Source organism: Pseudomonas sp. zfem003 (assembly GCF_032621675.1).
Taxonomy (GTDB): Bacteria; Pseudomonadota; Gammaproteobacteria; order Pseudomonadales; family Pseudomonadaceae; genus Metapseudomonas; species Metapseudomonas otitidis.
In genome coordinates this window covers 63,168-87,313 of sequence record NZ_JAVYJG010000004.1, presented here as the reverse complement: position 1 = coordinate 87,313, position 24,146 = coordinate 63,168, and the positions used below count along the sequence as shown (strand labels likewise).

Genomic DNA, 24,146 nt, shown 5'->3' with positions numbered 1-24,146 from the left:
TGCCATGTCCCTGATCAACCGCCAGTTCCTGCTCGCCAAGCGCCCCATCGGGCCCGCCACCCGCGACACGTTCAACTTCGTCGAGACGGCCGTTGGCGAACCCGGACCCGGCCAGGTGCTGGTGGAAAACCTCTACCTGTCCCTCGACCCGGCCATGCGTGGCTGGATGAACGACGCCAAGTCCTACATCCCCCCGGTGGGCATCGGCGAGGTGATGCGCGCCCTCGGCGTGGGCAAGGTGATCGCCTCCAACCACCCGGACTTCGCCGTGGGCGACCACGTCAACGGCGCCCTGGGTGTGCAGGACTACTTCCTCGGCGAGCCGCGCGGCTTCTACAAGGTCGACCCGAGCAAGGCGCCGCTGCCGCTGTACCTCTCTGCCCTGGGCATGACCGGCATGACCGCCTACTTCGCCCTGCTGGACGTCGGCGCGCCCAAGGCCGGCGAGACCGTGGTGCTCTCCGGCGCCGCCGGTGCGGTGGGCAGCGTCGCCGGGCAGATCGCCCGCATCAAGGGCTGCCGCGTGGTCGGCATTGCCGGTGGCGCCGACAAGTGCCGCTTCCTGGTGGACGAACTGGGCTTCGACGCAGCCATCGACTACAAGGCCGAGAACGTCGCCGAAGCGCTCAAGCGCGAGTGCCCCAAAGGGGTGGACGTGTACTTCGACAACGTCGGCGGCGACATCCTCGACGCCGTGCTGACCCGCCTCGCCCCCAGGGCCCGCATCGTCATCTGCGGCGCCATCAGCCAGTACAACAACAAGGAAGCGGTCAAGGGCCCGGCCAACTACCTGTCGCTGCTGGTCAACCGCGCCCGCATGGAAGGCTTCGTGGTGATGGACCACGCAGCGAAGTTCGCCGACGCTGCCCGCGAAATGGGCGGCTGGATGGCCAGCGGCCAACTGAAGAGCAAGGAAGACGTGGTGGAAGGCCTGGAGACCTTCCCCGAGACCCTGTCCAAGCTGTTCGACGGCGGCAACTTCGGCAAGCTGGTGCTCAAGGTCCGCTGAGACCTTGCGGGGGTCGCTACGCGGCCCCCGCTATGCCTGCAGCCAGCGCCCCAGCCCTTGCGAAACCGGCCTCACGCAGGCCAGGTCCACCCTGTCCAGCCCCAGCCAGCTCGCCATCTCCACCAGGCAGCGCCCCAGCTCGGCCAGCGCCGGCTCCGGCAGGCCGCCGGGTTCTTCGTGCACCGCCAGCACCTTCAGGCTGCCGCCCTGCCGGTCAGCACGCAGGTCGACCCGCGCCACCAGGCGATCCCCCAGCAGGAACGGCAGCACGTAGTAGCCATAGCGCCGGCGATCAGCCGGGGTGTAGAGCTCCAGCCGATAGTGGAAGCCGAACAGCCGCTCGGTGCGGCTGCGTTCCCAGATCAGCGAATCGAAGGGCGACAGCAACGCCGCTGCGCGAACCCGCCGGGGGATGACCGGCTCACCGGCGCAGTAAGCCGGCTGTGTCCAGCCGCGTACCTGGGTCGGCAACAGTTCGCCGGCCTCCACCAGCTCCGCCAGGGCCCGCCGGGCATCGGCCACTTCCAGGCGGAAGTAATCACGCAGGTCCTTCTCCGTCGCCACGCCCAGGGCGCGTGCGGCGTGCAGCAGCAGCGCGCGCATCGCCGCATCGGGCGTCGGCTCCGGGGTGTTCAGCCATTGCGCGGGAATCACCCGCTCCGGCAGGTCGTACAGGCGCTCGAAGCCGCGCCGGCCGGCCACCGTCACCTCGCCAGCGGCGAACAGCCACTCCAGCGCGTTCTTCTCGTCGCTCCAGTCCCACCAGGGGCCGGCCCGCTCGGTGCGAGTGCTGAGTGCACCGGCTCCGCTTGCGCCGTCCGTGCGGATGGCTTGCAGCACCCGCTGGATCACGTCCTGCCGCTCGCGGCCGAAACGCGCCAGCATGGCGTAGATGCCCTGCCCGGCGGCCGAGCGCGCCATGCGCCAGCGCATCAGCGGGTAGAAGGACAGCGGCAACAGCGACGCCTCGTGCCCCCAGTACTCGAAGAAGCGCCGCTGACGCCCGCCGCTCCAGGCCAGCGCATCCAGCGCCGAGGCGTCGTAGCCGCCCAGGCGGGAAAAGAACGGCAGGTAATGGGAACGCACCAGAGCATTCACCGAGTCGATCTGCACCACGCCCAGCCGCTCGGCCAGCGACGCCAGGTGCGGGGGCCGCACCGCGCCACGGGGCGCCCGGGTGAAGCCCTGGGCCGCGAGCACCAGGCGCCGTGCCTCGCTCGCGCTCAGCGCCAGCGTCGCTCCACTCATGCCACGGGGCTCGCGGCAGCCGGCGCAGGGTAGGCGTGACGGAAGGTGAAGGCCTCCGGCCCTGCGCCTTCCTCATGCAGCCGGGCCAGGCGCCGGGCGGCCTCGTGCACGTCCGGCAGGTGGCCCGCCGGCACCCACCAGAGCACCTGGTGGGCCTCACCGAGGCGGTCGAACCACTCGCCCCGGCGCTTGAGCATCTCGGTGTGGGCGCCCTGGTAGGTGAAGGTCTTCAGCGAATCCAGGTCCCGCCAGAGCGAGAGGTTCACCACCACGTCATCGCCGAACGGACGCAGCGCGGTGGCATCGCCCGACTCGTCCTGCAGCCGCCAGAGGTAGCCGGGAGAAGCTTCCGCGAGGCCGTTGATGCGGGCCAGGTTGGCGACGAAATCCGCCATCACCGGCGAATCCAGCGGGGCTTTCATGCGGGCGATGTTCAGTTGTGCCAGGTGATGCGTCATGGGCGGGTCCTCACAGGTCCAGCGTCAGGGTCTGCATGACCTGGGCAGCGCCACCGGCCATCAGCCTCAGGATGGCGTCGCGCTCCAGGTCGAACTCAACGGTGATCAGGCTCGGCGACGGCGGCTGCATCAGGTGGCCCTGCTCGATGCGCAGCACCGGCTGCTTCAGCCCGACGCGGTCGTGCAGGTAGCAGGCCAGCGGCCCGGCCGCCATGCCGGTGGCCGACTCCTCGGCAATGCCGTAGCGCGGCGCGAACATCCGCGCCCCGGCGTGCCGGTCCGGCTGGCGGGTCTGCTGCGAGAAGGCGTACACGCCCACCAGGTCCAGCGCTTCGCTGAGCTGCTCCAGGGCAGGCGTGTCGATGCGGATGGCGGCCACGTCGGCTTCGCTGCGCAGCGGCACGATCACGAAGCCCAGCCCGGTGCTCACCCGCTCCACCGGGAGGCCATCGACCAGCTGTGCCGGCACGAGGCCCAGGGCCTTCAACAGCTGCGCCCGCTGGCCGTCATCCAGCAGTTGGTAACGCGGCGCAGCCTGCTCCATGACGACCTGCTCGCGCTCCACGAACACCGAGCGCCGGCCGTCGATGGTCTCCTTCGCCGACGCGCCGGGAGCGACCCGTCCCAGCTCCCGCAGCAGCGAGAAGGTGGCCACCGTGGCGTGGCCGCAATGGGCCACCTGGCGGTTGGGGGTGAAGAACTCCAGCTTGAACGGCGCCACCTCGGACGCGGAGACGAAGGCCGTCTCGGACAGACCGACACGGGCCGCGATGGCCTGTTTCTGGGCGGTGCTGAGCGCGTCGGCGTCCAGCACCACGCCGGCCGGGTTGCCACCCGCCGCGCCATCGGTGAAGGCGTTGACGATCCTGACTTCTACGTGCATGGGGCTTCCTTGTTCGGTGGTCGTGTGCGTTGGTGGGTTACTTGGCCAGGGGATCATCCCAGAAAGGCCGTTCAGATTCGCGCATGACATCGGCGCGGGACAGGCCCAGGTCCTTGAGCATCGCGTCGCTGGCACGGGCCAGGTCGCGGCGCTGCTGGTACAGCTGGGCCCAGCGCTGGAGGCGAGCCAGCAGCGTGCGCCCCGTCATCGACAGGCGCGATGAGTGCGGCAGTGGAATGGCGGCATGCAGGGTTGGACTTTTCATCGCGTGGCCCTCCTTGTGGGGTGGCGCCAGTTTCCGGCCGCAGCTAACATCAATCCAACGAATGTTTCTTATGCATCGCATCTTGAGAATTGATGAATGAGCTACCCCGCCATCGACACGGAACTGCTGCGTACCTTCGTCGCCATTGCCGACCACGGCGGCTTCACCCGCGCGGCGGAAGCCGTCAACCGCACCCAGTCGGCGGTGAGCATGCAGATGAAGCGGCTGGAGGAGGACGTGCTGGAGCGCACGGTGTTCGAGCGGGAGGGGCGCAATGTACGGCTGACGGCCGAAGGGCAGATCCTGCTCAGCTATGCCCGGCGCATCCTCAAGCTGCATGGCGAGGTGATGACCACCCTGCGCGAGCCGCACATGGTCGGTGCCGTGCGCATCGGCACGCCGGACGACTACGTGATGCGCTTCCTGCCCGGCATCCTCTCGCGTTTCGCCCAGGCCTACCCGCTAGTGCAGGTGGAGGTGCATTGCGACTCGTCCTCGCAGCTCATGCAGCGCCAGGACCTGGACCTGACCATCCTCACCCGCGCGCCAGGCACCGAGATCGGCGAGCTGTTGCGCCAGGAGCGTTTCGTCTGGGCCGAGGCCGTCGGCCACAGCCCCCACGAGCAGGCGCAGATGCCGCTGGCGATGTTCAACACCGACTGCTTCTGCCGGGCCTGGGCCTGCAACGCCCTGGACACCCTGGGCCGGGCCTACCGCGTGGCGTACACCAGCCCCAGCCTGTCGGCGATCATGGCCGTGGTCAGCGCCGGCCTGGCGGTCACGGCCCAGCTGCAGAGCCTGATCACCGCCGACATGCGCATCCTCGGCGAGGCGGAAGGCCTACCCCTGCTGCCCAGCTGCAGCATCGTGCTGATGCGCAATCCACGCAGCACCTCGCCGGTGACCGATACGCTGGCCGAACACATCATCGAGGGGTTCCGCCTGTAGGCCCGATCACTTGATCGCCAGCAACACGGCACAGACCAGCAGGAACACGCAGAACGCCGTGCGCAGCACCCGCTCGGGCAGGGCATGGGCCAGGCGCACGCCCCAGCTGATGCTGAGCAGGCCGCCCAGGGCCAGGGGCACGCCCATGGCCCAGTCGACGTGGTGATTGAGGCCGTAGGTGAGCAGGGTCACGGCGGTGCTCGGCGCCGCCAGGGTCAGCGACAGGCCCTGGGCCACCACCTGGGTAGTGCCGAACACGCTGGTGAGCACCGGCGTGGCGATCACCGCGCCGCCCACGCCGAACATCCCGCCCATGGCACCCGCCACGCCGCCCAGCACGCCGAGCCACGGCCAGGGGTGGCGCAGCTCGGCGCTGGGCGCGGCCTTGGCCATGAACATGCGGGCGAAGTTGTAGGCCGCCAGGGCCAGCAGGAACACCACGAACGCCAGGCGCATGCTCTGGGCGTCCAGCTGCACCGCCACCAGCGAGGCCAGCCAGGCGAAACCGACGCTGGAGGCCGCCAGCAGCAGTGCGTGGCGCGGGTCGATGCGGTTGCGCTGGTGGTAGCGCCACAGCGCCAGCAGCACGTTGGGCACCACCATCACCAGCGCCGTACCCTGGGCCAGTTGCTGGTCCAGGCCGAACAGCACCCCCAGCGCGGGGATGGCGATCAGCCCACCGCCGATGCCGAACACACCGCCCACCGTACCCAGGCAGGCCCCCAGCGCCACATACATCGCAATCGACAACAGATCCATGGAACCTCCCATCCGAATTGGCGCGCATGCTACGCAGCCCTGGCTGGTGGGGAAACGCACAGCGGCGCACAATGGCTTTGCGCAATTCGCACAGGCAACCCCATGTACCCCGATGCCCTCACCGAACAGCTGGCGCTGTTCCTCGATGTACTCGACGCCGGCAGCTTCTCCGCCGCCTCGCGCCGCCACCCCCTGACACCCTCGGCCGTGGCCCGCCGTATCGACGGGCTGGAGAAGGCCCTGGGCAGCACCCTGTTCATCCGCAGCACCCACGCGGTGCGCGCCACGCCCGCCGGCCTGGCCTTTGCCGAACGGGCAAAGCGCATCCTCGCCGAGCTGCGCCTGGCCCGGGCCGAGGCCGTGTCCCTGAGCAGCGCCCCGGAAGGCCTGATCCGCATCGACGCCCCCGCCCCGTTCGGCCGCCGCCACCTGGCCCCGGCCATCGCCGAGTTCCTGGTCACCTACCCCGGGCTGGACGTGCAGCTGCGCCTGATCGACAGCTTCGTCGACATGCACGGCACCCACCTGGGCGAGGTCGACCTGATATTGCGCATCGGCCCACTGGCCGACACCCGCCTGGTGGCCACCCCGCTGGCGCCGATGGTGCGCATCCTCTGCGCCAGCCCGGAGTACCTGAAACGGCGCGGCGTACCCCGCAGCGTCCGTGAACTGGAAGAGCACGAAGGCCTCGACTGGGACGCCCTGGCACCGCCCTACGCCTGGCGCTTCGAGCTGGACGGCCGGTTGCAGATCGTCCGCCCCAAGCGCATGCGGATGACCGCCAACAATGCCGAGACCCTGCTGTTCGCCGCCGTGGCCGGGCTCGGCGTGGCCCACCTGCCCACCTGGCTGATCAGCGACTACCTGGTGCGCGGCGAACTGGTGCCGCTGTTCTGCGACGACGGCCTGCCGCCGCCGGAGCCCAGCGGCATCTACGCGTTACGGCTGGAAGGGGAAGCCAGCTCGCGGAGCCGGCTGTTGCTGGAGTTCCTCAAGGACCGTTTCGGCCCGGAGCCGCCCTGGGACCTGGCCCTGCGGGGCGGCCTCGGTCGCGGCTGACTCAGGCCGGCAACTGGACCACGCGGGTGCCGGCGGTCAGGTCATGCAGGCAGCGGCGGTCGCCGCGGAAGATGAACAGGTAGTTCACCAGCAGCACCAACCCACCCAGCAGCGGGATGTAGGCCACCAGCCCCCAGAGCAGGTAGCGCTTGAGGTACATCGGGATCCACTCCGGCTTGTGGCCGTCCTGGTCGACGATGGCGATCTTCAGCAGGCGCTTGCCCACGGTCTGGCCGTAGCGGCTGAGGAACACCCCGTTGACCGCGAGGAAGGCGACGATCCCCAGCACGGCGCCCACCGCCTGCTGCCCGAAGCCAGGCTGCACGCCCGAGGTGATGCCGTCATAGATCCCGAAGACGAAGCCCAGGGGCAGGCAGACGAGGATCAGGATGAGGCTGTCGATGATCGCAGCGCCCAGGCGGGTGCCACGGGGCGCCAGCGGCAGGCCGCCGACGGTTTCCTGGGTGAGCGGAGCCTGGGGCGCCTGGTAGGGGTTGTTCTGCGGGTCGGTCATCTCGCACTCCTTGGCGAACGTGGGAAAGCGCCAAGTGTGGCTGCTTCCAGCCGGGCTGCAAACCGCCTGCACGCTGTTTTGCCCGCGAAAGGCTTGTGCGCTAAATTGCGCACTTGTCCAACCCGGAGGTGGCCATGAGCGAACCCATCGAGCCCTGCGAAGCCCTCAAGCTGGATAACCAGCTGTGTTTCGCCCTGTATTCCACCTCGCTGCTGATGACCAAGGTCTACAAGCCTCTGCTGCAGGAGCTGGGCCTCACCTACCCGCAGTACCTGGCCATGCTGGTGCTCTGGGAGGGCGATGGCATCACCGTCGGCGAAATCAGCGCCCGCCTGCTCACCGACCCCGGCTCCCTCACCCCGCTGCTCAAGCGCCTGGAGGCCGAAGGCCTGATCACCCGCACCCGCAGCAGCGCCGACGAGCGCGTGGTCGAACTGCGCCTGACCGACAAGGGCCGCGCCCTGCACCGGGAGGCCCAGCGCATCCCCGGCTGCATCCTCGCTGCCAGCGAGATGACCCTGGGCGACCTCGGCACATTGAAGGAGGAGCTCGTCGCCCTGCGCCAGAACCTGCAGAAGGCGCTCTGAGCGAAACGGCAGAAACGAAAAAGCCCGGCAAATGCCGGGCTTTTCTGTCACACGCGGTTCAGGCTCAGGCCTTGACGCGGGACTTGTACTCGCCGGTGCGGGTATCGATCTCGATGGAGTCACCGATTTCGCAGAAGGCGGAAACCTGCAGCTCAGCACCGTTGTGCAGGCGGGCAGTCTTCATCACCTTGCCGGAGGTGTCGCCACGGACGGACGGCTCGGTGTAGGCGATCTGGCGAACGATGGTGGTCGGCAGTTCAACGGAGATCACGCGATCGTTGTAGAAAACGGCTTCGCAAACGTCGGTCATGCCGTCTTCGATGAAGGTCATGACGCCTTCCAGGTCGGCTTTCTCGATCTCGTACTGGTTGAACTCGGTGTCCATGAACACGTACAGCGGGTCGGCGAAGTAGGAGTAGGTCACTTCCTTGCGTTCAAGGATGATCGGCTCCAGCTTGTCGTCGGCCTTGAACACGGTCTCGGTACCGGCGCCGGTCAGCAGGTTCTTCAGCTTCATCTTGACGACGGCGCTGTTACGGCCGGACTTGTTGAATTCGGCCTTTTGGATGACCCAGGGAGCGCCATTGATGTTGGCGACTTGGCCGGCGCGGAACTCTTGAGCGGTTTTCATACGAATATCCGATTTGGATGGGTGACTAAAAACAGGCCGCGTATCATATCCAATTTGTATAAAAATGCACCATCCCTGCGGCCAGGTCCTGCCGCGAACCCTGCAGACCGCACCAGCGCTGGGCCCAGACCTGCAGCTCCGCCTCGTGGCGAACCAGCGCACGCCACGCCCCGCCCATGTCGTCTCCCCGGTTCCAGGCCAGCCAGGCACTACGCAACGCCTGCGCCGCCTCGCTCGACAACCCCTCGCCATACAGCGACAGGAAGGCTTCCAGCTTCTCCAGGTGGGCGTCCTCCGCCTGCTGGTAGATGTGCCACAGCAGCGGACGCCCCGCCCACTGCGCCCGCACGAAGGAGTCCTCGCCGCGCACGGCGTTGAAGTCGCAGCACCACAGCAGGCGGTCATAGTCGTCCTGGGGCACGAAGGGCAGCACCACCAGCGACAGGTTGCCGCGCTGCAGCCGATCCCCCGCCACCAGCCCGTCCTGCCCCGCCCAGGCCGCCAGGTCACCGAGGATGCGCCCCTCCGGCACCAGCAGGCAGGTCGGCCGGGCGTCCTCGGCCAGTGCCTGCAGCCAGCTCGCCAGCGCCGGGTTCTCGTAGGCGAACAGCGAGACCAGCCGCGCACCGGCTTCGCGCACCACGCCCAGGGAAGCCAGGAAGGCGTCTTGTGCCGCCCGGTCCGCCTGCCAGGCCTCGCGCCGCGCCAGCAGGTCGGCCTCGCGCAGCAGGCCGCCGGTGTCGGCACGGAACCCGGGGAAGAAGAAGAACTTGTTCAGCCCATTGGCCTGCAGCGACGGCAGCCCGTGGCAGCCACCGACCCAGTCCTCGGCGCTCAGGTACTCCAGGTTCAACCACAGCGGCGGACGCTCACGGGCCTGCATCGCCGCCACGTAGGCCGCCGGCAACTCGCAGGCGAAGGCCTCGATCACCCCATCGGCCGGGGCTACGTCAGGCCACTCCCGGTGCCAGCGGCACACCTCCACCCCGGCACAGACCTGCCGGTCTGCCTGGGGATCAGCCGCCGGGTGCAGGCGCTGGAAGGCCGCCGGCTCGTCCATCCACAGGCGCACCGCCAGCCCGTGCTCGGCCACCAGCTGGCGGGCCAGGCGCCAGGTCACGCCGATGTCGCCGTAGTTGTCCACCACGCTGCAGAAGATGTCCCAGTTCACCGCACCACCCCGGCCTTGAAGAGGCGCGCAGTTTACTCCGGGGCCCACGCAAAAAAACGCAGGGGGCGAGCCTGGGCCGGCGTAACACCGGCAACCCCACCCTGAAACGAGGTTCAGCATGCACCCGTCTCCCCGCTCCGCCCTGCTTCCCCTGCTCTGCCTGGCCGTCGTCCTGGCCGGTGGTGTCGATGCCGGCGAGCGCCAGCGCGCCGGCGGCTTCAGCACCGGCCGAGGCCACAGCGGCACCTGGCAGACCCAGCGCAGCGGCACCCTGGCCGACGGCCTGACCCGCCAGCGCAGCGTCACCGGCGAGAACGGCCGCACCGCCAGCACCAGCAGCACCACCCGCTACGACGCCACCAGCGGCCAGCTCAGCCGCACCACCACGGGGGCCGACGGGCGTTCGCGCAGCATCGAGGCCACCCGGCAAGACGGCCAGACCAGCGGGACCTGGAGCAACGCCGCCGGCAACAACGGCACCTTCACCCAGCAGACCAGCCGCGCCGACGACGGCAGCCTCAGCCACCAGGTGCAGGTCACCGGCGCCAACGGCGAGACGGCAGAGCGCTCCACCCGCTACAGTCTCGACCGCGACAGCGGCACCCTGAGCCGCAGCGTCACCGGCCCGCAGGGCAACACCCGCACCGGCAGCGTCACCCTCACCCCCAACCCCTGAAAGGTGCCCGGCATGTCCCCGCATTTCCGCTCCACGCGGGCCGAAGCGCCCGGCAGCCCCTGTTCCTGAGGCCAGGCGAACGCAACGGATGCCACTCGACGACGAACAGCTCATGGCCCAGGTGGCCGAGGGTGACGAGCGGGCCTTCTCGACGCTGGTGCAGCGGCACCTGCCGCGCGCCTATGCCATTGCCCGGCGCGTACTGCCGGAACAGGCCGACGCCGAGGACGCCGCCCAGGAAGCCTTCACCCGCGTGTGGACCCACGCCTGTGATTGGCAACCCGGACGGGCGCGCTTCACCACCTGGTTCCACAGCATCCTGGTGCACCAGTGCCTGGACCAGTTGCGGCGACGCAAGCGCCGTCCGGAGACCGACATCGACACCCTGCTGGACGAACTGCTCGACCCCGACACCCCGGCCGACCAGCAGCTGCAACAGGCCCGCGAGGCCGCCGAGCTGCACCGGGTGGTGCAGCGCCTGCCGGACCGGCAACGCATGGCCGTGGTGCTCTGCTACTTCGAGGCGCACAGCAACCCCCAGGCGGCGGCCGCCATGGGCCTGCATGTGAAAGCGCTGGAGGGCCTGCTCGGCCGTGCCCGCGCCCAGCTCCGGCGCTGGCTGCCCAGCCGCCGCAACGAGGAGGAATCCCCATGAACCAAGACCCGGACCTGCGCCACCTGGCCGACCAGCCCGCGCCCCGCCCGGCGCCCGACCTGGCCGCGCGCATCGTTGCCCACGCCACCGCCCAGCCGCAGCGGCTGCCCTGGCACCTGCGCCTGCGTCGCGCCCTGGCGCACTGGCAACCCGGCTGGCAGGCGAGCCTCGCCAGCCTCGTGCTGTGCGGCCTGCTGGGCCTGCTCGGCGGCCACCTGGCCAGCCCACCGGCCGACGATGACCTGGCCCTCGCGGCCCAGGCCGTGGATCAACTGCTGTGGACGGACGAGCCATGAAACGAACCGGACTCCTTGCCACTGCCCTGCTGCTTTCCCTGGCGGCCAACGCCTTCCTGGTCGGCTGGCTGATCGCCCGCCCGACCACGCCGGCCCTCACCTTCGGCCTGCAGAGCCAGCCCATGCGCCAGCTCATGGCCCGCGTGGAGGCCCTGCCTGACGCCCAGCGCAGCGAAGTCAGCGCCATCATCAGCACCCATGCGCCGGAGCTGCGCCGACTGGCCAGCACCAACCGCGACAACCGCCGGCAGCTGCTGAAGCAACTGGCCGCCGATCCCCTGGACCGCAGCGCCATCGAAAACGGCTTCGCCCGCCAGCGCCAGGCCACGGGCGAACTGCAGGCCGCCGCCCAGGCCATGCTGCTGGAGATCGCCGAACGGCTGCCTGCCGAGCAGCGCCACCAGTTGCTGGAGCGACCGCTGCTGGCCCGCTAGGCCGGCTGGCAGACCCGTACGGCCTGTGCTTGGCTGAACGAGCGCCCCACCCGGGGCGTATCCAGCCGAGGAAGCTCCGATGCGCCGTTCGCGGGTCCTGCTGTCCCTCTTCTGCGCCCTGCTGGCCGGCCCTGTACAGGCTGACGGCCAGATCCGCATTGCCATCGGCGAATGGCCCCCTCTTATCAGCGCCGGCCAGCCCGGCTACGGGGTGATCCCCACCCTCATCAGCGAGGCCTTCGCCACCCAGGGCATCCGCGTCGACTATGGGTTCTTCCCCTGGAAGCGCGCCTTCGAGGAGGTCCGCCGGGGCCACTGGCAGGCCTCCGCCGTCTGGGGGCACAGCCCCGAGCGCGACGCCTGCTGCAGCTACTCGCAACGGGTCTACAGCGATGAAGTGGTGCTGTTCTACAACCAGGCCCACCCGGTGGACTGGAACGGCAGCGCCGAACAGATCGAGCGCCTGCGCGGCCTCACCATTGGCCTGCCGCTCGGCTCGGCGAAGACGCCGGTGCTGGAAACCGCCGAGCGCCGTGGCCTGCTGCGCTACGAAGTGAGCGGGGACGAGTTGCAGAACCTGCGCAAGCTCGCCGCCGGACGCATCGATGCCGTGGACATGGTCAAGGGCACCGGCCGCTGGCTCATCAGCACCCGCCTGACGCCCGAGGAAGGCGCACGGCTGGCCACCACGCCGGTCCTGCAACGCTGGGACTACTTCCTCCTGTTCGGCCCGGCACCGGGCGTCGCCGAACTGAGGGCCGCGTTCGACCGGGGCCTGGCGCAACTGCGCGAAAACGGCCGCGAGGCCGCCCTGTGGCGGCAATTCGACGCCCGATCCCGTCCGCTTCCCTGAGCCGCTTCGGACCCGGCGCCGCTGCGTTCCGCTAAGCTGTGCCGCGCACTCTCCCCACAAGGAACCCGCATGAACCTGTCGCTTCTCAGCCGCTATGCGTTCTTCGCCTTCTGCGTGCTCTTCACCCTGGTCACCCTGCCCTTCATCCACCACGAGTGGCTCTGGCCGCTGACCCTGCTCACCGCCCTGCTCAGCCTGCTGGGCATCGTCGACCTGCTGCAGGACCGCCACGCCGTACGGCGCAACTACCCGATCCTGGGCAACATCCGCTACCTGGTGGAGGGCATCCGCCCGGAGATCCGCCAGTACCTGCTGGAGGGCGATGGCGAACAGCTGCCTTTCTCCCGCGCCCAGCGCTCGCTGGTCTACGCCCGCGCCAAGAACGAGGGCGCCGACAAGCCCTTCGGCACGCTGATCGACGTGTACCAGCCCGGCTTCGAGTTCATCGGCCACTCCATGCGCCCGGCGCCGCTGAGCGACCCGTCCAGCTTCCGCGTGGTGATCGGCGGCCCGCAGTGCAAGCACCCCTACTCCGCCTCGGTGTTCAACATCTCCGCCATGAGCTTCGGCTCCCTCAGTGCCAACGCCATCCGCGCGCTGAACCAGGGTGCCCGGCGCGGCAACTTCTACCACGACACCGGCGAGGGCAGCATCAGCCCCTACCACCGCGAACACGGCGGCGACCTGGTGTGGGAGCTGGGCAGCGGCTACTTCGGCTGCCGCACCGCCACCGGCCAGTTCGACCCGGAGCGCTTCGCCGCCCAGGCCGCCAGCCCGCAGGTGCGGATGATCGAGATCAAGCTCAGCCAGGGCGCCAAGCCCGGCCACGGCGGCATCCTGCCCAAGCACAAGGTCACCGAGGAAATCGCCCTCACCCGCGGCGTGCCCATGGGCGAGGACTGCATCTCCCCGTCCCGCCACAGCGCCTTCTCCACCCCCATCGAGATGCTGCAGTTCATCGAGCGCCTGCGTGAGCTTTCCGGCGGCAAGCCGGTGGGCTTCAAGCTGTGCATCGGCCACCCCTGGGAGTTCATGGGCATCGCCAAGGCCATGCTGGAGACCGGCATCCTGCCGGACTTCATCGTCGTCGACGGCACCGAAGGCGGCACCGGCGCGGCGCCCCTGGAATTCACCGACCACATCGGCGTGCCGCTGCGCGAAGGGCTGCTGTTCGTGCACAACGTGCTGGTGGGGCTGAACCTGCGGGACAAGATCCGCCTGGGCGCCAGCGGCAAGATCGTCAGCGCCTTCGACATCGCCAGCGTGCTGGCCATCGGCGCCGACTGGGCCAACTCCGCACGGGGCTTCATGTTCGCCATCGGCTGCATCCAGAGCCAGAGCTGCCACACCAACAAATGCCCCACCGGCGTGGCCACCCAGGACCCGCTGCGCCAGCGCGCCCTGGTGGTGCCGGACAAGGCCGAGCGGGTGTTCAACTTCCACCGCAACACCCTCAAGGCCCTGGCCGAGATGCTCGCCGCCGCCGGCCTGGAGCACCCCTCCCAGCTCGAACCGCGCCACCTGGTGCGGCGCGTGTCCGACCGGGAGATCCGCCTGTTCTCCCAGCTCCACGTCTTCCTCAAGCCGGGCGACCTGCTGCGGGACGACCTCAAAGCCGACTTCTACGCCCGCATGTGGGCCATGGCCCGCGCCGACAGCTTCGAGGCGGCCTGCGGCTGGTGAGCCCAGCCTAGGTCGGGCGCACCGAACACAGCCTGACCGAATCGGCCAGCACATCGATGGCGCGCGGGCGAGAAAAGCTCGCGCGCCAGGCGATGGCCACCTGGCGGAACGGCGCCGGCGGAGCGAAGGGGCGGATCGCCAGGTTGCCCGTGGCATGGCCATCCAGCGCCGAATGCGGCAACACCGAAACCCCCAGCCCGGACGCCACCATGTGGCGAATGGTCTCCAGGGAGCTGGCCTCCAGGTGCGTGGCGCGGCCTCTCGCCTCGCGCTGGGCCGAGGGGCAGGTCTCCAGCACCCGGTCGCGGAAACAGTGCCCTTCCCCCAGCAGCAACAGCGGCTCATCGCTCAGATGGCGTGCCTCCACCCGGGGCGTGTCGGCCAGCGGGTGGTCGGCCGGCATCGCCACGTACAGGGCTTCGTCGTAGAGCACCTTGGTCAGCACGTCCGGCTCGCTGAAGGGCATGGCGACGATCAGCGCATCCAGCTCGCCGGCACGCAGGCGATCACGCAGCACGTGGGTGAAGTTCTCCTCGATGTACAACGGCATCTGCGGCGCCACGGTGTGCAGCTGCGGTACCAGGTGCGGGAACAGGTACGGGCCGATGGTGTAGATGGCGCCGATACGCAGCGGCGACCCCAACTGGTTGCGGCCGACGTGGGCCAGCTCCAGCACGCCATTGGCTTCCACCAGCACGCGTTGGGCACGCTCGACGATGCTGTGGCCGATGGGGGTGAGCTGCACCGCGCCCCGGGCGCGCTCGAACAGGGCGACCCCCAGGTCGTCCTCCAGCCGCTTGATGCCCACCGAGAGGGTGGACTGGCTGACGTGGCAGCGCTCGGCGGCGCGGCCGAAGTGTTGCGTATCGGCCAAGGCCACGGCGTAACGCAGTTCGGTCAAGGTCATAGGCTTCCCGGCTCGACAATGCCCCAGGGCATCGCGGTATGGCTCCAGTCAGTGAAGGCCGGGGTACTGTAGCGAGCGCGCGCGGGCTTCCCCGTTCATATTTCTTAATCGGGCGACTGCCCAAAATTCATTATTAACAGCGCCCTGATGTTCCTAAGGTCTGCCCGGCAGTAACCCGAACCAGAGACATCAGGAGACGAAAATGTCCATTCATAGCCGCAACGGCCTGGCCCTCGGCCTGGCATCGGCCTTCATGCTCAACCTCTCCACCGCGATAGCCGCCCCGCTGACCCGCGATAACGGCGCCCCCGTGGGTGACAACCAGAACTCCCAGACCGCCGGCCCCAACGGCTCCGTGCTGTTGCAGGACGTGCAACTGATCCAGAAGCTGCAGCGTTTCGACCGCGAGCGCATTCCCGAGCGCGTGGTGCATGCCCGGGGCACCGGCGCCCACGGTGAGTTCACCGCCACAGCGGACCTCGCCGACCTGACCGTCGCCAAGCTGTTCCGCAACGGCGAGCGCACCCCCGTGTTCGTGCGCTTCTCCTCGGTGGTGCACGGCAACCACTCGCCGGAAACCCTGCGTGACCCGCGCGGCTTCGCCACCAAGTTCTACACCGCTGACGGCAACTGGGACCTGGTGGGCAACAACTTCCCCACCTTCTTCATCCGCGACGCCATCAAGTTCCCGGACATGGTCCACGCCTTCAAGCCGGACCCGCGCACCAACCTGGACGATGACTCGCGCCGCTTCGACTTCTTCTCCCACCACCCCGAGGCCATCCGCACCCTGACCCTGCTCTACTCCAACGAGGGCACCCCGGCCGGCTACCGCTTCATGGACGGCAACGGCGTGCACGCCTACAAGCTGGTCAACGCCAAGGGCGAGGTCAGCTACGTGAAGTTCCACTGGAAGAGCCTGCAGGGCATCCGCAACCTCGACCCGAAGGAAGTGGAGGCCGTCCAGGGCAAGGACTACAGCCACATGACCAACGACCTGGTGAACGCCATCGCCAAGGGCGACTACCCGAAGTGGGACCTCTACGTGCAGGTGCTCAAGCCCGAGGACCTGGCGCGCTTCGAGTTCGACCCGCTGGACGCCACCAAGGTCTGGCCTGACGTGCCGGAGCGCAAGGTCGGCCAGATGGTGCTGAACCGCAACGTCGACAACTTCTTCCAGGAGACCGAGCAGGTGGCCATGGCACCGTCCAACCTGGTGCCCGGCATCGAGCCCTCCGAAGACCGCCTGCTGCAGGGCCGCGTGTTCGCCTACGCCGACACCCAGCTCTACCGCGTCGGCGCCAACGGCCTGTCGCTGCCGGTCAACCGCCCGAAGGTCCCGGTCAACAACGGCAACCAGGACGGCGCGATGAACGCCGGCCACAGCCTGAGCGGCGTGAACTACCAGCCGAGCCGCCTGGAGCCGCGTGAAGAGACGACCGCCGCCCGCTACGTGGAAACCCCGCTGCAAGGCACCACCCAGCAGCGCCGCATCCAGCGCGAGCAGAACTTCAAACAGGCCGGTGACCTGTACCGCTCCTACAGCCGCAAGGAGAAGCAGGACCTGGTGAACAGCTTCGGCCAGTCCCTGGCCGGCACCGACAGCGAGAGCAAGCACATCATGCTGTCCTTCCTCTACAAGGCCGATGCCGACTACGGCACCCGCGTCACCCAGGTGGCCGGTGGCGACCTGGCCAAGGTGAAGGCCCTGGCCGCGAAACTCTCCGACTGACCCAACCGCCGGCCCGCTTCATGCGGGCCGGCCCCTGGAGTCCGCGATGAACTGCCGTACTTCTTTCCTGTGTTGCAACGCTCCAAGGTCGTTCAGCCAACCTCTTCCTTTGATGGGAGAGCGGGCAGGCCTTGAGCGCACACCGGGCTCACGCCTGGTCGTGAAGCTGAGGCAGGGAAGCTGCCCCTTCAGGAGGCCGAGTGCAGTCGTTGTGCAGGGGAGCGAGCGGCATGGATGCCGCGAGAGGCGCGCCAGGCCATGGATGGCCCATCGCGCCGCCCCCCGAAGCAACGATGGAGCGAGGGGAGTCCCGCGAAGCGGGACCCGGATGCAGGGGCGAGCCTTTTTGGTTTCTTTTTTGGCGATTGAAAAAAGAAACTCGCCTGGCAAGGCGAAACAGGAGACATCAGCAGAACTCGATAACCAACTTGCCTTCCCAACACGGTACTGGGACATAGCCCGATGAAAGCCCTACTCTGCACCCTACTGCTGGCCAGCAGCCTGGCGGTCGCCGCGCAACCGGACGAGGCCGCCATCAAGGCCCAGTTGGCCGACTACTTCTTCGAGGCCGCGCGCAACGGCCGCACCGACATGCTCGCCACCTTCATCGAGGCCGGCTACGACCTCGACACCCAGGACGCCAAGGGCTACAGCGCCCTGATCCTCGCGGCCTACCATGGCCACGCCGAAGCCGTGGACGCCCTGCTGGCCGCTGGCGCCAACCCCTGCCTGCAGGACCAACGCGGCAACACCGCCCTGATGGGCGCCATCTTCAAGGCCGAACTGGGCATCGCCCGGCGCCTGATGCAGGCCGACTGCCCCACCGACCAGCGCAACGCCGCCGGGCAGACCGCCGCCATGTACGCCGCCCTGTTCCAGCGCACCGAGCTGCTTGAAGCCCTGCGCCGCAAGGGCGCGGACCTGGACCTCAAGGACGCCATGGGCAACGACGCCCACAGCCTCGCCAACGGCGAGATCCGCACCCGCTGAAGCCCCTTCCCCTCTGCAATGCCACGCGCCCGGCCCTGTGCCGGGCCTTTGCGCAGGACCGTAAAGAGCCGCAAAAAATACTTACATGAAAGATTCATAAAATCTTTCATGTAAGGAATTGCGCAACCGCTCGGACCGGCGTAATGTTCGCTCCGTTGCACTTGAGGAGGAGCGAAATGCCTCGCAAGAAGACCACGGATACGACCGAACGGAAGGCTACTTCGCCCAAGGGCAAGACTTCTGCCGACTATGTCCGCGATATGAGGAACCGACTTCGCGATGCGGGTTTGGTGAAGCGCGAATTCTGGATCCTTCCCGAAAACGTGAACGCCCTTAAAGGCATCGAGAGAGCGTTACGGCAGCCCTTTCTGGGCGACCGAGTCAAACTGGAGGACTACATGACCGAGAACAGCAACTGGACCCTCAGCTCGCTTCACAGCGCCCTGGCCGAACTGGAACTGGTGGCCGCGGGTGAAATCCTGCTGAGCGTCGCCGAGGGCGAGCAGGCCGGCCTGAAGCTGACCATGACCGAATACGGCGACCTGCCGATCTACCTGGCGGTGCAAGGCGACCACATCATGGTCGACGCCACCCTGGTACCGGTCAGCGACGTGAAGGACCCGCACTACTTCAACGCCCTGGTACTGCGTACCCGCGACCTGTTCCCGCTGTCCTCGGTCGGGGTCGAAGTGATCGACGGGCAGGAGGTGTACTCCATGTTCGGCGCCCTCAGCGCCGCCTCGTCGCTGACCGTCATCGTGCAGGAGGTCTTCACCCTGGCCGAGAACGTGATCCGCGCCGTCGAAGCCTTCGAAGACCACTTCAAGGCCTGACCGAATTCCCCCGCAGGAGAAGCCCCATGAGCATCTGGAAAAAAATCATCACCGCCGTACGTGGCGGTGCCTCGGAAGTCGGCGAAGCCATCGTCGACGCCAACGCCATCCGCATCCTCGAGCAGGAAATGCGTGATGCCGACAAGGCCGTGCTGCAGGCCCGCAACGGCCTGGTGGACATCAAGGCCAAGCAGAAGCTGTCCCAGCAGCGCCTGGAAAGCCTGGGCAACGACATCGCCAACTGGGAAGGCAAGGCCACCGCCGCGCTGAACAAGGGCGAAGAAGGCCTGGCCCTGGAGTGCGCCAACAAGATCGCCGAACTGGAAGCCCAGCGTGACCAGGAGAAGAACCAGGCCGAGCAGTTCGGCAAGCAGGCCGACATGCTGCACGCCCAGGTCAACAAGGCCGAAGGCCAGCTGAAGAGCCTGAAGCAGCAGATCGAGATGGCCAAGGCCCGCGAAGTGGTGCAGCGCGCCCGCGTCGCCACCGCCGAAGCCACCGGTGGCGCCAACGGCAAGGTGGAGTCCGCCCTGGACAGCCTGAACCGCCTGCGCCAGCGCCAGGACGAGCAGGACGCCCGCCTGGCCGCCGCCGAGGAAATGCAGACCGCCGCCAACGGTGGCGACCTGGAGCGCCGCCTGCAGGAAGCCGGCATCGGCGCCCAGAGCGGCAGCGCCGCCGACGTGCTGGCCCGCCTGAAGGCCAAGCAGTCCTCGGACAGCGCCCAGTAACACCCCTGCGGGGCGGGCAACCGCCCGCCCCGCCCCCTTTCGCATGGAGTTCGGGACGCCACCATGGAGTCCGGCAAGCGCATCCGCGTCATCCTCGTCCTGGCGGCCCTCATGGTCGTCATCCAGATCGTCAATAGCGTCACCGGCGACAGTCTCGTACGCCATGGCATCATTCCCCGCAGCATTTACGGCCTGCAGGGTGTAATCTTCGCCCCGTTCCTGCACGGATCTTTCCGTCACCTTTTGAGTAACCTGGTTCCCTTTATCGTCCTCAGCTGGCTGGTCAGCACCGAAGGCCTGGGCCGCTACCTGCGCGTCGCGCTGCTGGTGACCCTGCTCGGCGGCGCACTGGTGTGGGTATTCGGGCGAACCAGCGTGCATGTCGGTGCCAGCGGGCTGATCTTCGGCCTCTGGACCTACCTGCTGGCACGGGCCTGGTTCCAGCGCAGCTTCGCCAGCCTGCTGGTGGCCCTGGCGGCCCTGGCCGGCTACAGCGGCCTGGTGTACGGGTTCATCCCGGTGCCGGGCGTGTCGGTGGAGTCCCACATCGCCGGTGCCGTCGCCGGTGTGCTAGTGGCCTGGCTGATGCACTCGAAGCGGCTGGACGTGCAAGGAAACTGAAACGGCGCGCCGGGATCATCACCCGGCCCCGAATGGACAGATTGTTGGAGTGGATGCCATGTCCTTGATGCTGCTGTTGCGTTACCACACCTCGGCCTTCTTCCAGCGCTTCGGCTGGGCCGGCATCGGCATGCTGCTGGCAGGCCACTACAGCCTGTCCTACCTGCTGTTGACCCTGGCCGGTGAAGAGCACCTGACCCAGGGCATCGACTTCACCTACTTCTACCTGACCACCGCCACCACCGTGGGCTACGGCGACCTCTCGCCGAAGACCGCGCCCGGCAAGCTGGTCACCACCCTGTGGATCATGCTCGGCGGCATCGCCCTGCTCACCGCCGTGATCGGCAAGGCATCCACCTCCGTCGGCGAACTCTGGAGAAAGAACATGAAGGGACTGGGCGATTACTCGACCCTCAAGGGCCACACCGTACTGATCGGCTGGGAAGGCGAAGCCAGCGAGCGCATCGTCGAACTGCTCTACCAGGACGCCATCACCCGTGACGACAACCTGGTGATCTGCGATGCCCTGCTCGAAGAGAACCCGCTGCCCGGCCGCGCCTCCTTCGTCCGTGGCGACTCCCTCGACACCCCCGCCCTGCTGCGCCGTGCAGGGGTCGAAGGGGCCGAGCGGATCCTGGTGCACACCCGCTCCGACAGCCTGACCCTGGCCATCGTCCTCACCCTCAAGGCCATCGGCACCTCCGGCCACGTGGTCGCCCACTTCACCGACTCCGAGCGCGCCGCCCTCGCCCGCCGCTACGCCCCGGAGCTGGAGTGCACCTCCAACATGGCCATCGAGATGCTGGTGCGCGCCTCCCAGGACCCGGGCTCCAGTGCCGTGGTCACCGAGCTGCTGTGTGTCGGCGAAGGCGCCACCCAGTACCGCCACGTGCTGCCGGCCAGCCTGCGCACCACCTGCGGCGAGCTGTACATCCGCCTGCGCCAGGAGCACGGCGCCACGCTGATCGGCTACCGCGCGCCGGGCGCCACCCAGTTCGCCATCAACCCCGCCAACGAGCTGAACGTCGAAGGCGGCGAGATCTTCTACATCGCCACTGACCGCCTGCAAGGAGACGCCCTGTGAGCACCCTCAAGCGCTGGCTCGGCCTGGAGCCGCCCCTGCCCAGCAACACCGGCACCCGCCACGTCAGCGACAGCCAGCCCCTGGGCCTGGCCGCCGGCCGCATGCTGTGCCTGGACCGCTCCCTGAAGGCCCTGCTGGACGGCCAGACCGGGGTCGAGATCCCCGGCGACGAAAAGGTCTGGGCCGTCGGCACCCTGGAACTGGGCCAGTCCACCCGCATCAAACGCTTCTACCTGGACGACGAGGACTACTTCCTCCAGGTGCTGATGAACGGCCCGGACGACAGCGACATCGAGTCCATCATCCTCTTCGGCTACCACCAGGTGACGGCCATCAACAGCCGCGACGAGCTGATGCGCCTGGCCGGCCCCAACGCCCGCATCGGCATGCCGCTGTACGAGCTGGAGGGTGAGGAATACATCCGCCAGTGGGGCAGCGAGGACGGCCAGACCGAACTGGTGCCCCTGCGCGAGTTCGTCGTCAGCCCCGAAGCCAGCTATGGCATCGAGCACCACAGCATGCTCTATGCCCGCGAGATCGGCTTGCTCAACCGGAGGGAGTTCCTGCTCTTCTCGGTGGAGGAAGACGAAGACGGCGTCATCAGCCTCACCACCGCGGTGGGCGTGACGCTGCAGATCACCGACATCAACGTTCTCTGACCAAGGAAGACCCCACATGCTCGACGCCCTGCGCATGTCCCTCAACGCCCCGGCCGTACTCGGCTTCGCCGTGTACATCCTGGTGGCGGCCGCCCTGTTCGCGCTGTTCCAGTTCGTCTACACGCGCATCACCCCGCACAAGGAATTCGCCCTGATCCGCGAAGGCAACAGCGCCGCCGCCGTTGCCCTGGGTGGCTCCCTGGTGGGCTTCGCCCTGCCGGCCAGCAACATCATCGCCTACAGCGTCAGCGTCCTGGACTTCGTGGTCTGGGTGGTGATCGCCGCCATCGTCCAGCTGCTGGCCTTCTTCGTCGCCAGCCTGGTGCTCAAGGACCTGCCGGGGCGCATCGCCCGTGGCGAGCACGCCGCTGCCATCTACTCCGCCTCGGTGGCCATCAGCATCGGCTTCCTCAACTCCGCCTGCATGACCCCCTCGACCTGAGACGGCGACGCGAGGACACCCCGATGAGAAAGCGTAACTCCGTACAGCTGGTCCTGGCCGGCGCCCTGCCGCTGGCCATCGCCGGCTGCAGCAAGCCCCAGGACACGGTCCAGGTCACCGCCACCAAGACCTTCAAGAACGTGCAGGCCTGCGTCGCCGACAAGTTCCCCGTGGACGTCTGCTCCGACGCCTACATGACCGCCATGGCCGACCACCGCGCCATCGCCCCCACCTACGACAGCAAGGACGCCTGCGATGCCGACTTCGTGCCCGGCTACTGCCAGGCCACCTCGGACGGCAAGTTCATGCCGCGCCTGGCCGGCTTCGAGCTGTCCATGACCAACCAGGTCAGCCGCGACACCTACGAGCAGGCCCAGCAGCAGGTGGTGCAGAGCACCGGCCACAGCGACAACAGCCTGCTCACCGGCCTGCTGATCGGCCACATGATGGGCAACAGCGGCAACCACTACTATTCCCAGCCGATCTACCAGTACCGCGACACCCGGGGTGGCTACTCCACCTCAACGCTGTCCCGGCAGATCGAGCAGGGCAAGACCTTCAGCCGCTCCACCCAGGCCCGCAGCAGCCCCTCCTCCACCTACACCCAGCAGACCCTGGGCAAGAGCCTGAGCAGCAAGACCGGCAGCACCAGCTCAGCGGTGGGTTCCACCATCTCCCGTGGCGGCTTCGGCAGCGAAGCCAACGCACGCGGTGGCTGGGGCGGCAAGACCGGCGGTTTCGGCTTCGGCGGCTAAGGAAAGGCCATGCACAAGATCAGCATCGAAGAACGCCCCGACTGGCGTGAGCGCGTAGAGCGCGAAGGCTTCGCCTTCCATACCATCGACGGCGAGCGTTACTGGGACGAAAGCGGCTACTACCGCTTCACCCGCGAACAGGTCACCCAGGACATCGAGCAGCCCACCCGTGAGCTGCACCAGATGTGCCTGGACGTGGTCGAGCGCGTGGTGGAGAGCGAGGAGCTGCTCAGCGGCCTGGCGATTCCGCCGGCGTTCTTCGATCTGGTCCGCACCTCCTGGAAGGAAGGCCACCCGCACCTCTACGGGCGCATGGACTTCAGCTATGACGGGCGCGGCCCGGCCAAGCTGCTGGAGATCAACGCCGACACCCCCACCTCCCTGCTGGAGTGCGCCTCGGTGCAACTGCTCTGGCTGGAGGACCAGATCCGCCGCGGCGTCCTGCCCGCCGAGGCCGACCAGTTCAACACCCTGGCCGAAGACCTGATCCGCGCCTTCGACACCTTCGCCAAGGACACCCCCTTCTACTTCTCCGCCATCGCCGGCTCGGTGGAAGACCGGGGCACCACCGACTTCCTCGGGCGCATGGCCGGGCTGGCGGGCATCGACGCCCGGCACATCGACATCGAAGACATCGGCCTCACCGCCGAAGGCCGCTTCGTCGACCTGCAGGGCAACTGGATTCCCCGGCTGTTCAAGCTGCACGCCTGGGAGCACATCTTCCGCGAGCCCTTCGGCGAAGCCGTGCCGCGCTGCGACACCCAGTTCGTCGAGCCCGCGTGGAAATCCATCATCAGCAACAAGGGCATCCTCCCGCTGCTGTGGAAGTTCAACGAGGGCCACCCCAACCTGCTGCCCAGCCACCTCGACGCCGACCCGCGCGCCCCGGTGCCCAAGGGTTGGGTGCGCAAGCCGTTCTTCTCCCGCGAAGGCGCCAACATCGAGATCCGCACCGAAGGGGACGAACGCATCGCCGAAGACGGCCCCTACACCGACGCGCCCTACATCCTCCAGCAGTTCGCCCCGCTGCCGAAGTTCGGCGACAGCTACACCCTGATCGGCTCCTGGGTCATCGGCGACACCGCCTCGGGCATGGGCATCCGCGAGGACGATAGCCTGATCACCAAGGACACCAGCCGCTTCCTGCCCCACGTCGTCCTCGACTGATCCGCACCGCACCCACCGCTCCGCCCCTCTCCCTCACCCGATCCCCACCGGCTGCCCTCCTCGGGCGGCCGGCTGTCCCGTGCCGCCCAAAATCCT

General features: G+C 68.1%; 29 protein-coding genes. 20 read left to right on the top strand and 9 right to left on the bottom strand.

Annotated features, from left to right (window positions below; genetic code table 11):
- Nucleotides 1-4: 4 nt before the first annotated feature.
- Nucleotides 5-1,009 carry an NADP-dependent oxidoreductase gene (locus RTK35_RS09490; protein WP_316907858.1) on the top strand — a complete coding sequence of 335 codons (1,005 nt, stop codon included), beginning with the start codon at nucleotides 5-7 and terminating at the stop codon, nucleotides 1,007-1,009.
- A gap of 30 nt (nucleotides 1,010-1,039) precedes the next feature.
- Here RTK35_RS09490 and RTK35_RS09485 read toward each other — a convergent pair whose 3' ends face one another.
- From RTK35_RS09485 to RTK35_RS09470, 4 genes are read right to left on the bottom strand one after another with little or no spacing between them, the layout of a single operon-like run.
- Nucleotides 1,040-2,257, bottom strand: a complete 1,218-nt coding sequence (locus RTK35_RS09485) for a winged helix-turn-helix domain-containing protein (protein WP_301153848.1) — start codon at nucleotides 2,255-2,257, stop codon at nucleotides 1,040-1,042.
- A complete protein-coding gene (locus tag RTK35_RS09480; protein ID WP_316907857.1) occupies nucleotides 2,254-2,715 on the bottom strand; it encodes a DUF3291 domain-containing protein in 462 nt (153 codons plus the stop codon). The genes RTK35_RS09485 and RTK35_RS09480 overlap by 4 nt, the downstream gene beginning before the upstream one ends.
- Nucleotides 2,716-2,725: 10 nt before the next feature.
- Entirely contained in the window at nucleotides 2,726-3,598 is an 873-nt protein-coding gene (locus RTK35_RS09475) for a PhzF family phenazine biosynthesis protein (protein ID WP_316907856.1), read from the bottom strand.
- A gap of 37 nt (nucleotides 3,599-3,635) precedes the next feature.
- Nucleotides 3,636-3,806 (bottom strand): DUF1127 domain-containing protein, encoded by a 171-nt coding sequence (locus RTK35_RS09470; RefSeq protein ID WP_074973976.1) that lies wholly within the window; start codon nucleotides 3,804-3,806, stop codon nucleotides 3,636-3,638.
- Nucleotides 3,807-3,959: 153 nt separating this feature from the next.
- On the opposite strand from RTK35_RS09470, the gene RTK35_RS09465 reads away from it, so the two are divergent.
- A complete protein-coding gene (locus RTK35_RS09465) occupies nucleotides 3,960-4,811 on the top strand; it encodes a LysR substrate-binding domain-containing protein (protein ID WP_044399821.1) in 852 nt (283 codons plus the stop codon).
- 6 nt (nucleotides 4,812-4,817) lie between these two features.
- Here the strand turns inward: RTK35_RS09465 and RTK35_RS09460 are convergent, their stop codons facing one another.
- On the bottom strand, nucleotides 4,818-5,570 hold the full coding sequence (locus RTK35_RS09460; protein WP_410478640.1) for a sulfite exporter TauE/SafE family protein: 753 nt from the start codon (nucleotides 5,568-5,570) through the stop codon (nucleotides 4,818-4,820).
- A gap of 102 nt (nucleotides 5,571-5,672) precedes the next feature.
- Here RTK35_RS09460 and RTK35_RS09455 point away from each other — a divergent pair, with 102 nt between their 5' ends.
- Nucleotides 5,673-6,629: a LysR family transcriptional regulator gene (locus RTK35_RS09455; protein WP_074973968.1), complete on the top strand. Its 957-nt coding sequence runs from the start codon at nucleotides 5,673-5,675 to the stop codon at nucleotides 6,627-6,629.
- A 1-nt stretch (nucleotide 6,630) separates the two neighbouring features.
- Here RTK35_RS09455 and RTK35_RS09450 read toward each other — a convergent pair whose 3' ends face one another.
- Nucleotides 6,631-7,143: an RDD family protein gene (locus tag RTK35_RS09450; protein WP_044399828.1), complete on the bottom strand. Its 513-nt coding sequence runs from the start codon at nucleotides 7,141-7,143 to the stop codon at nucleotides 6,631-6,633.
- A 134-nt stretch (nucleotides 7,144-7,277) separates the two neighbouring features.
- On the opposite strand from RTK35_RS09450, the gene RTK35_RS09445 reads away from it, so the two are divergent.
- Complete coding sequence (locus RTK35_RS09445; protein ID WP_044399831.1) at nucleotides 7,278-7,730, top strand: MarR family winged helix-turn-helix transcriptional regulator; 453 nt, start codon at nucleotides 7,278-7,280, stop codon at nucleotides 7,728-7,730.
- A 64-nt stretch (nucleotides 7,731-7,794) separates the two neighbouring features.
- Here RTK35_RS09445 and efp read toward each other — a convergent pair whose 3' ends face one another.
- Nucleotides 7,795-8,361: an elongation factor P gene (efp, locus tag RTK35_RS09440; RefSeq protein WP_044399835.1), complete on the bottom strand. Its 567-nt coding sequence runs from the start codon at nucleotides 8,359-8,361 to the stop codon at nucleotides 7,795-7,797.
- 43 nt (nucleotides 8,362-8,404) lie between these two features.
- Nucleotides 8,405-9,532, bottom strand: coding sequence for an elongation factor P maturation arginine rhamnosyltransferase EarP (gene earP / locus RTK35_RS09435; RefSeq protein WP_316907855.1), 1,128 nt, complete (start codon nucleotides 9,530-9,532; stop codon nucleotides 8,405-8,407).
- 118 nt (nucleotides 9,533-9,650) lie between these two features.
- Here earP and RTK35_RS09430 point away from each other — a divergent pair, with 118 nt between their 5' ends.
- From RTK35_RS09430 to RTK35_RS09405, 6 genes are all read left to right on the top strand, one after another.
- Nucleotides 9,651-10,208, top strand: a complete 558-nt coding sequence (locus tag RTK35_RS09430; protein ID WP_316907854.1) for a hypothetical protein — start codon at nucleotides 9,651-9,653, stop codon at nucleotides 10,206-10,208.
- A gap of 88 nt (nucleotides 10,209-10,296) precedes the next feature.
- On the top strand, nucleotides 10,297-10,863 hold the full coding sequence (locus RTK35_RS09425; RefSeq protein WP_044399843.1) for a sigma-70 family RNA polymerase sigma factor: 567 nt from the start codon (nucleotides 10,297-10,299) through the stop codon (nucleotides 10,861-10,863).
- Complete coding sequence (locus RTK35_RS09420) at nucleotides 10,860-11,159, top strand: hypothetical protein (protein ID WP_074968018.1); 300 nt, start codon at nucleotides 10,860-10,862, stop codon at nucleotides 11,157-11,159. Before RTK35_RS09425 ends, RTK35_RS09420 begins: the two co-directional genes overlap by 4 nt.
- The gene (locus tag RTK35_RS09415; protein ID WP_316907853.1) at nucleotides 11,156-11,593 is read left to right on the top strand and encodes a periplasmic heavy metal sensor; all 438 of its coding nucleotides are present in this window, start codon (nucleotides 11,156-11,158) and stop codon (nucleotides 11,591-11,593) included. The genes RTK35_RS09420 and RTK35_RS09415 overlap by 4 nt, the downstream gene beginning before the upstream one ends.
- Nucleotides 11,594-11,672: 79 nt before the next feature.
- Nucleotides 11,673-12,446, top strand: coding sequence for a substrate-binding periplasmic protein (locus RTK35_RS09410; protein ID WP_316907852.1), 774 nt, complete (start codon nucleotides 11,673-11,675; stop codon nucleotides 12,444-12,446).
- Nucleotides 12,447-12,515: 69 nt separating this feature from the next.
- Nucleotides 12,516-14,129, top strand: a complete 1,614-nt coding sequence (locus RTK35_RS09405; protein ID WP_316907851.1) for an FMN-binding glutamate synthase family protein — start codon at nucleotides 12,516-12,518, stop codon at nucleotides 14,127-14,129.
- A 7-nt stretch (nucleotides 14,130-14,136) separates the two neighbouring features.
- Here the strand turns inward: RTK35_RS09405 and RTK35_RS09400 are convergent, their stop codons facing one another.
- Nucleotides 14,137-15,036: a hydrogen peroxide-inducible genes activator gene (locus RTK35_RS09400; RefSeq protein WP_316907850.1), complete on the bottom strand. Its 900-nt coding sequence runs from the start codon at nucleotides 15,034-15,036 to the stop codon at nucleotides 14,137-14,139.
- Between the two features lie 253 nt (nucleotides 15,037-15,289).
- Between RTK35_RS09400 and katB the strand changes: the two genes are divergently transcribed.
- The 10 genes from katB to RTK35_RS09350 all read left to right on the top strand — a co-directional run bounded on the left by katB (nucleotide 15,290) and on the right by RTK35_RS09350 (nucleotide 24,050).
- Nucleotides 15,290-16,768 (top strand): catalase KatB, encoded by a 1,479-nt coding sequence (gene katB / locus RTK35_RS09395; RefSeq protein ID WP_371320895.1) that lies wholly within the window; start codon nucleotides 15,290-15,292, stop codon nucleotides 16,766-16,768.
- A gap of 462 nt (nucleotides 16,769-17,230) precedes the next feature.
- Nucleotides 17,231-17,758: an ankyrin repeat domain-containing protein gene (locus RTK35_RS09390; protein ID WP_107330592.1), complete on the top strand. Its 528-nt coding sequence runs from the start codon at nucleotides 17,231-17,233 to the stop codon at nucleotides 17,756-17,758.
- Nucleotides 17,759-17,934: 176 nt separating this feature from the next.
- The gene (locus tag RTK35_RS09385; protein ID WP_044399862.1) at nucleotides 17,935-18,591 is read left to right on the top strand and encodes a YjfI family protein; all 657 of its coding nucleotides are present in this window, start codon (nucleotides 17,935-17,937) and stop codon (nucleotides 18,589-18,591) included.
- Between the two features lie 26 nt (nucleotides 18,592-18,617).
- The gene (locus tag RTK35_RS09380) at nucleotides 18,618-19,322 is read left to right on the top strand and encodes a PspA/IM30 family protein (protein WP_142008496.1); all 705 of its coding nucleotides are present in this window, start codon (nucleotides 18,618-18,620) and stop codon (nucleotides 19,320-19,322) included.
- Nucleotides 19,323-19,385: 63 nt separating this feature from the next.
- On the top strand, nucleotides 19,386-19,943 hold the full coding sequence (locus RTK35_RS09375) for a rhomboid family intramembrane serine protease (protein ID WP_142008494.1): 558 nt from the start codon (nucleotides 19,386-19,388) through the stop codon (nucleotides 19,941-19,943).
- Between the two features lie 58 nt (nucleotides 19,944-20,001).
- Nucleotides 20,002-21,027, top strand: a complete 1,026-nt coding sequence (locus RTK35_RS09370) for an ion channel (protein WP_316907849.1) — start codon at nucleotides 20,002-20,004, stop codon at nucleotides 21,025-21,027.
- Nucleotides 21,024-21,686, top strand: coding sequence for a DUF2491 family protein (locus tag RTK35_RS09365; protein ID WP_142008490.1), 663 nt, complete (start codon nucleotides 21,024-21,026; stop codon nucleotides 21,684-21,686). Before RTK35_RS09370 ends, RTK35_RS09365 begins: the two co-directional genes overlap by 4 nt.
- A gap of 16 nt (nucleotides 21,687-21,702) precedes the next feature.
- On the top strand, nucleotides 21,703-22,128 hold the full coding sequence (locus RTK35_RS09360) for a DUF350 domain-containing protein (protein ID WP_044399877.1): 426 nt from the start codon (nucleotides 21,703-21,705) through the stop codon (nucleotides 22,126-22,128).
- Nucleotides 22,129-22,151: 23 nt separating this feature from the next.
- Nucleotides 22,152-22,883, top strand: coding sequence for a DUF1190 domain-containing protein (locus tag RTK35_RS09355; protein ID WP_044399880.1), 732 nt, complete (start codon nucleotides 22,152-22,154; stop codon nucleotides 22,881-22,883).
- Between the two features lie 9 nt (nucleotides 22,884-22,892).
- Nucleotides 22,893-24,050: a glutathionylspermidine synthase family protein gene (locus RTK35_RS09350; protein WP_316907848.1), complete on the top strand. Its 1,158-nt coding sequence runs from the start codon at nucleotides 22,893-22,895 to the stop codon at nucleotides 24,048-24,050.
- The last annotated feature ends 96 nt before the right edge of the window (nucleotides 24,051-24,146 follow it).

Excerpts from the sequence above, each read along its gene's own strand:
- RTK35_RS09490 (WP_316907858.1), top strand. The coding sequence starts at position 5 with ATGTCCCTGATCAACCGCCAGTTCCTGCTCGCCAAGCGCCCCATCGGG.
- RTK35_RS09485 (WP_301153848.1), bottom strand. The coding sequence starts at position 2,257 with ATGAGTGGAGCGACGCTGGCGCTGAGCGCGAGCGAGGCACGGCGCCTG.
- RTK35_RS09480 (WP_316907857.1), bottom strand. The coding sequence starts at position 2,715 with ATGACGCATCACCTGGCACAACTGAACATCGCCCGCATGAAAGCCCCG.
- RTK35_RS09475 (WP_316907856.1), bottom strand. The coding sequence starts at position 3,598 with ATGCACGTAGAAGTCAGGATCGTCAACGCCTTCACCGATGGCGCGGCG.
- RTK35_RS09470 (WP_074973976.1), bottom strand. The coding sequence starts at position 3,806 with ATGACGGGGCGCACGCTGCTGGCTCGCCTCCAGCGCTGGGCCCAGCTG.
- RTK35_RS09465 (WP_044399821.1), top strand. The coding sequence starts at position 3,960 with ATGAGCTACCCCGCCATCGACACGGAACTGCTGCGTACCTTCGTCGCC.
- RTK35_RS09460 (WP_410478640.1), bottom strand. The coding sequence starts at position 5,570 with ATGGATCTGTTGTCGATTGCGATGTATGTGGCGCTGGGGGCCTGCCTG.
- RTK35_RS09455 (WP_074973968.1), top strand. The coding sequence starts at position 5,673 with ATGTACCCCGATGCCCTCACCGAACAGCTGGCGCTGTTCCTCGATGTA.
- RTK35_RS09450 (WP_044399828.1), bottom strand. The coding sequence starts at position 7,143 with ATGACCGACCCGCAGAACAACCCCTACCAGGCGCCCCAGGCTCCGCTC.
- RTK35_RS09445 (WP_044399831.1), top strand. The coding sequence starts at position 7,278 with ATGAGCGAACCCATCGAGCCCTGCGAAGCCCTCAAGCTGGATAACCAG.
- efp (WP_044399835.1), bottom strand. The coding sequence starts at position 8,361 with ATGAAAACCGCTCAAGAGTTCCGCGCCGGCCAAGTCGCCAACATCAAT.
- RTK35_RS09430 (WP_316907854.1), top strand. The coding sequence starts at position 9,651 with ATGCACCCGTCTCCCCGCTCCGCCCTGCTTCCCCTGCTCTGCCTGGCC.
- RTK35_RS09425 (WP_044399843.1), top strand. The coding sequence starts at position 10,297 with ATGCCACTCGACGACGAACAGCTCATGGCCCAGGTGGCCGAGGGTGAC.
- RTK35_RS09420 (WP_074968018.1), top strand. The coding sequence starts at position 10,860 with ATGAACCAAGACCCGGACCTGCGCCACCTGGCCGACCAGCCCGCGCCC.
- RTK35_RS09415 (WP_316907853.1), top strand. The coding sequence starts at position 11,156 with ATGAAACGAACCGGACTCCTTGCCACTGCCCTGCTGCTTTCCCTGGCG.
- RTK35_RS09410 (WP_316907852.1), top strand. The coding sequence starts at position 11,673 with ATGCGCCGTTCGCGGGTCCTGCTGTCCCTCTTCTGCGCCCTGCTGGCC.
- RTK35_RS09405 (WP_316907851.1), top strand. The coding sequence starts at position 12,516 with ATGAACCTGTCGCTTCTCAGCCGCTATGCGTTCTTCGCCTTCTGCGTG.
- RTK35_RS09400 (WP_316907850.1), bottom strand. The coding sequence starts at position 15,036 with ATGACCTTGACCGAACTGCGTTACGCCGTGGCCTTGGCCGATACGCAA.
- katB (WP_371320895.1), top strand. The coding sequence starts at position 15,290 with ATGCTCAACCTCTCCACCGCGATAGCCGCCCCGCTGACCCGCGATAAC.
- RTK35_RS09390 (WP_107330592.1), top strand. The coding sequence starts at position 17,231 with ATGAAAGCCCTACTCTGCACCCTACTGCTGGCCAGCAGCCTGGCGGTC.
- RTK35_RS09385 (WP_044399862.1), top strand. The coding sequence starts at position 17,935 with ATGCCTCGCAAGAAGACCACGGATACGACCGAACGGAAGGCTACTTCG.
- RTK35_RS09380 (WP_142008496.1), top strand. The coding sequence starts at position 18,618 with ATGAGCATCTGGAAAAAAATCATCACCGCCGTACGTGGCGGTGCCTCG.
- RTK35_RS09375 (WP_142008494.1), top strand. The coding sequence starts at position 19,386 with ATGGAGTCCGGCAAGCGCATCCGCGTCATCCTCGTCCTGGCGGCCCTC.
- RTK35_RS09370 (WP_316907849.1), top strand. The coding sequence starts at position 20,002 with ATGTCCTTGATGCTGCTGTTGCGTTACCACACCTCGGCCTTCTTCCAG.
- RTK35_RS09360 (WP_044399877.1), top strand. The coding sequence starts at position 21,703 with ATGCTCGACGCCCTGCGCATGTCCCTCAACGCCCCGGCCGTACTCGGC.
- RTK35_RS09355 (WP_044399880.1), top strand. The coding sequence starts at position 22,152 with ATGAGAAAGCGTAACTCCGTACAGCTGGTCCTGGCCGGCGCCCTGCCG.
- RTK35_RS09350 (WP_316907848.1), top strand. The coding sequence starts at position 22,893 with ATGCACAAGATCAGCATCGAAGAACGCCCCGACTGGCGTGAGCGCGTA.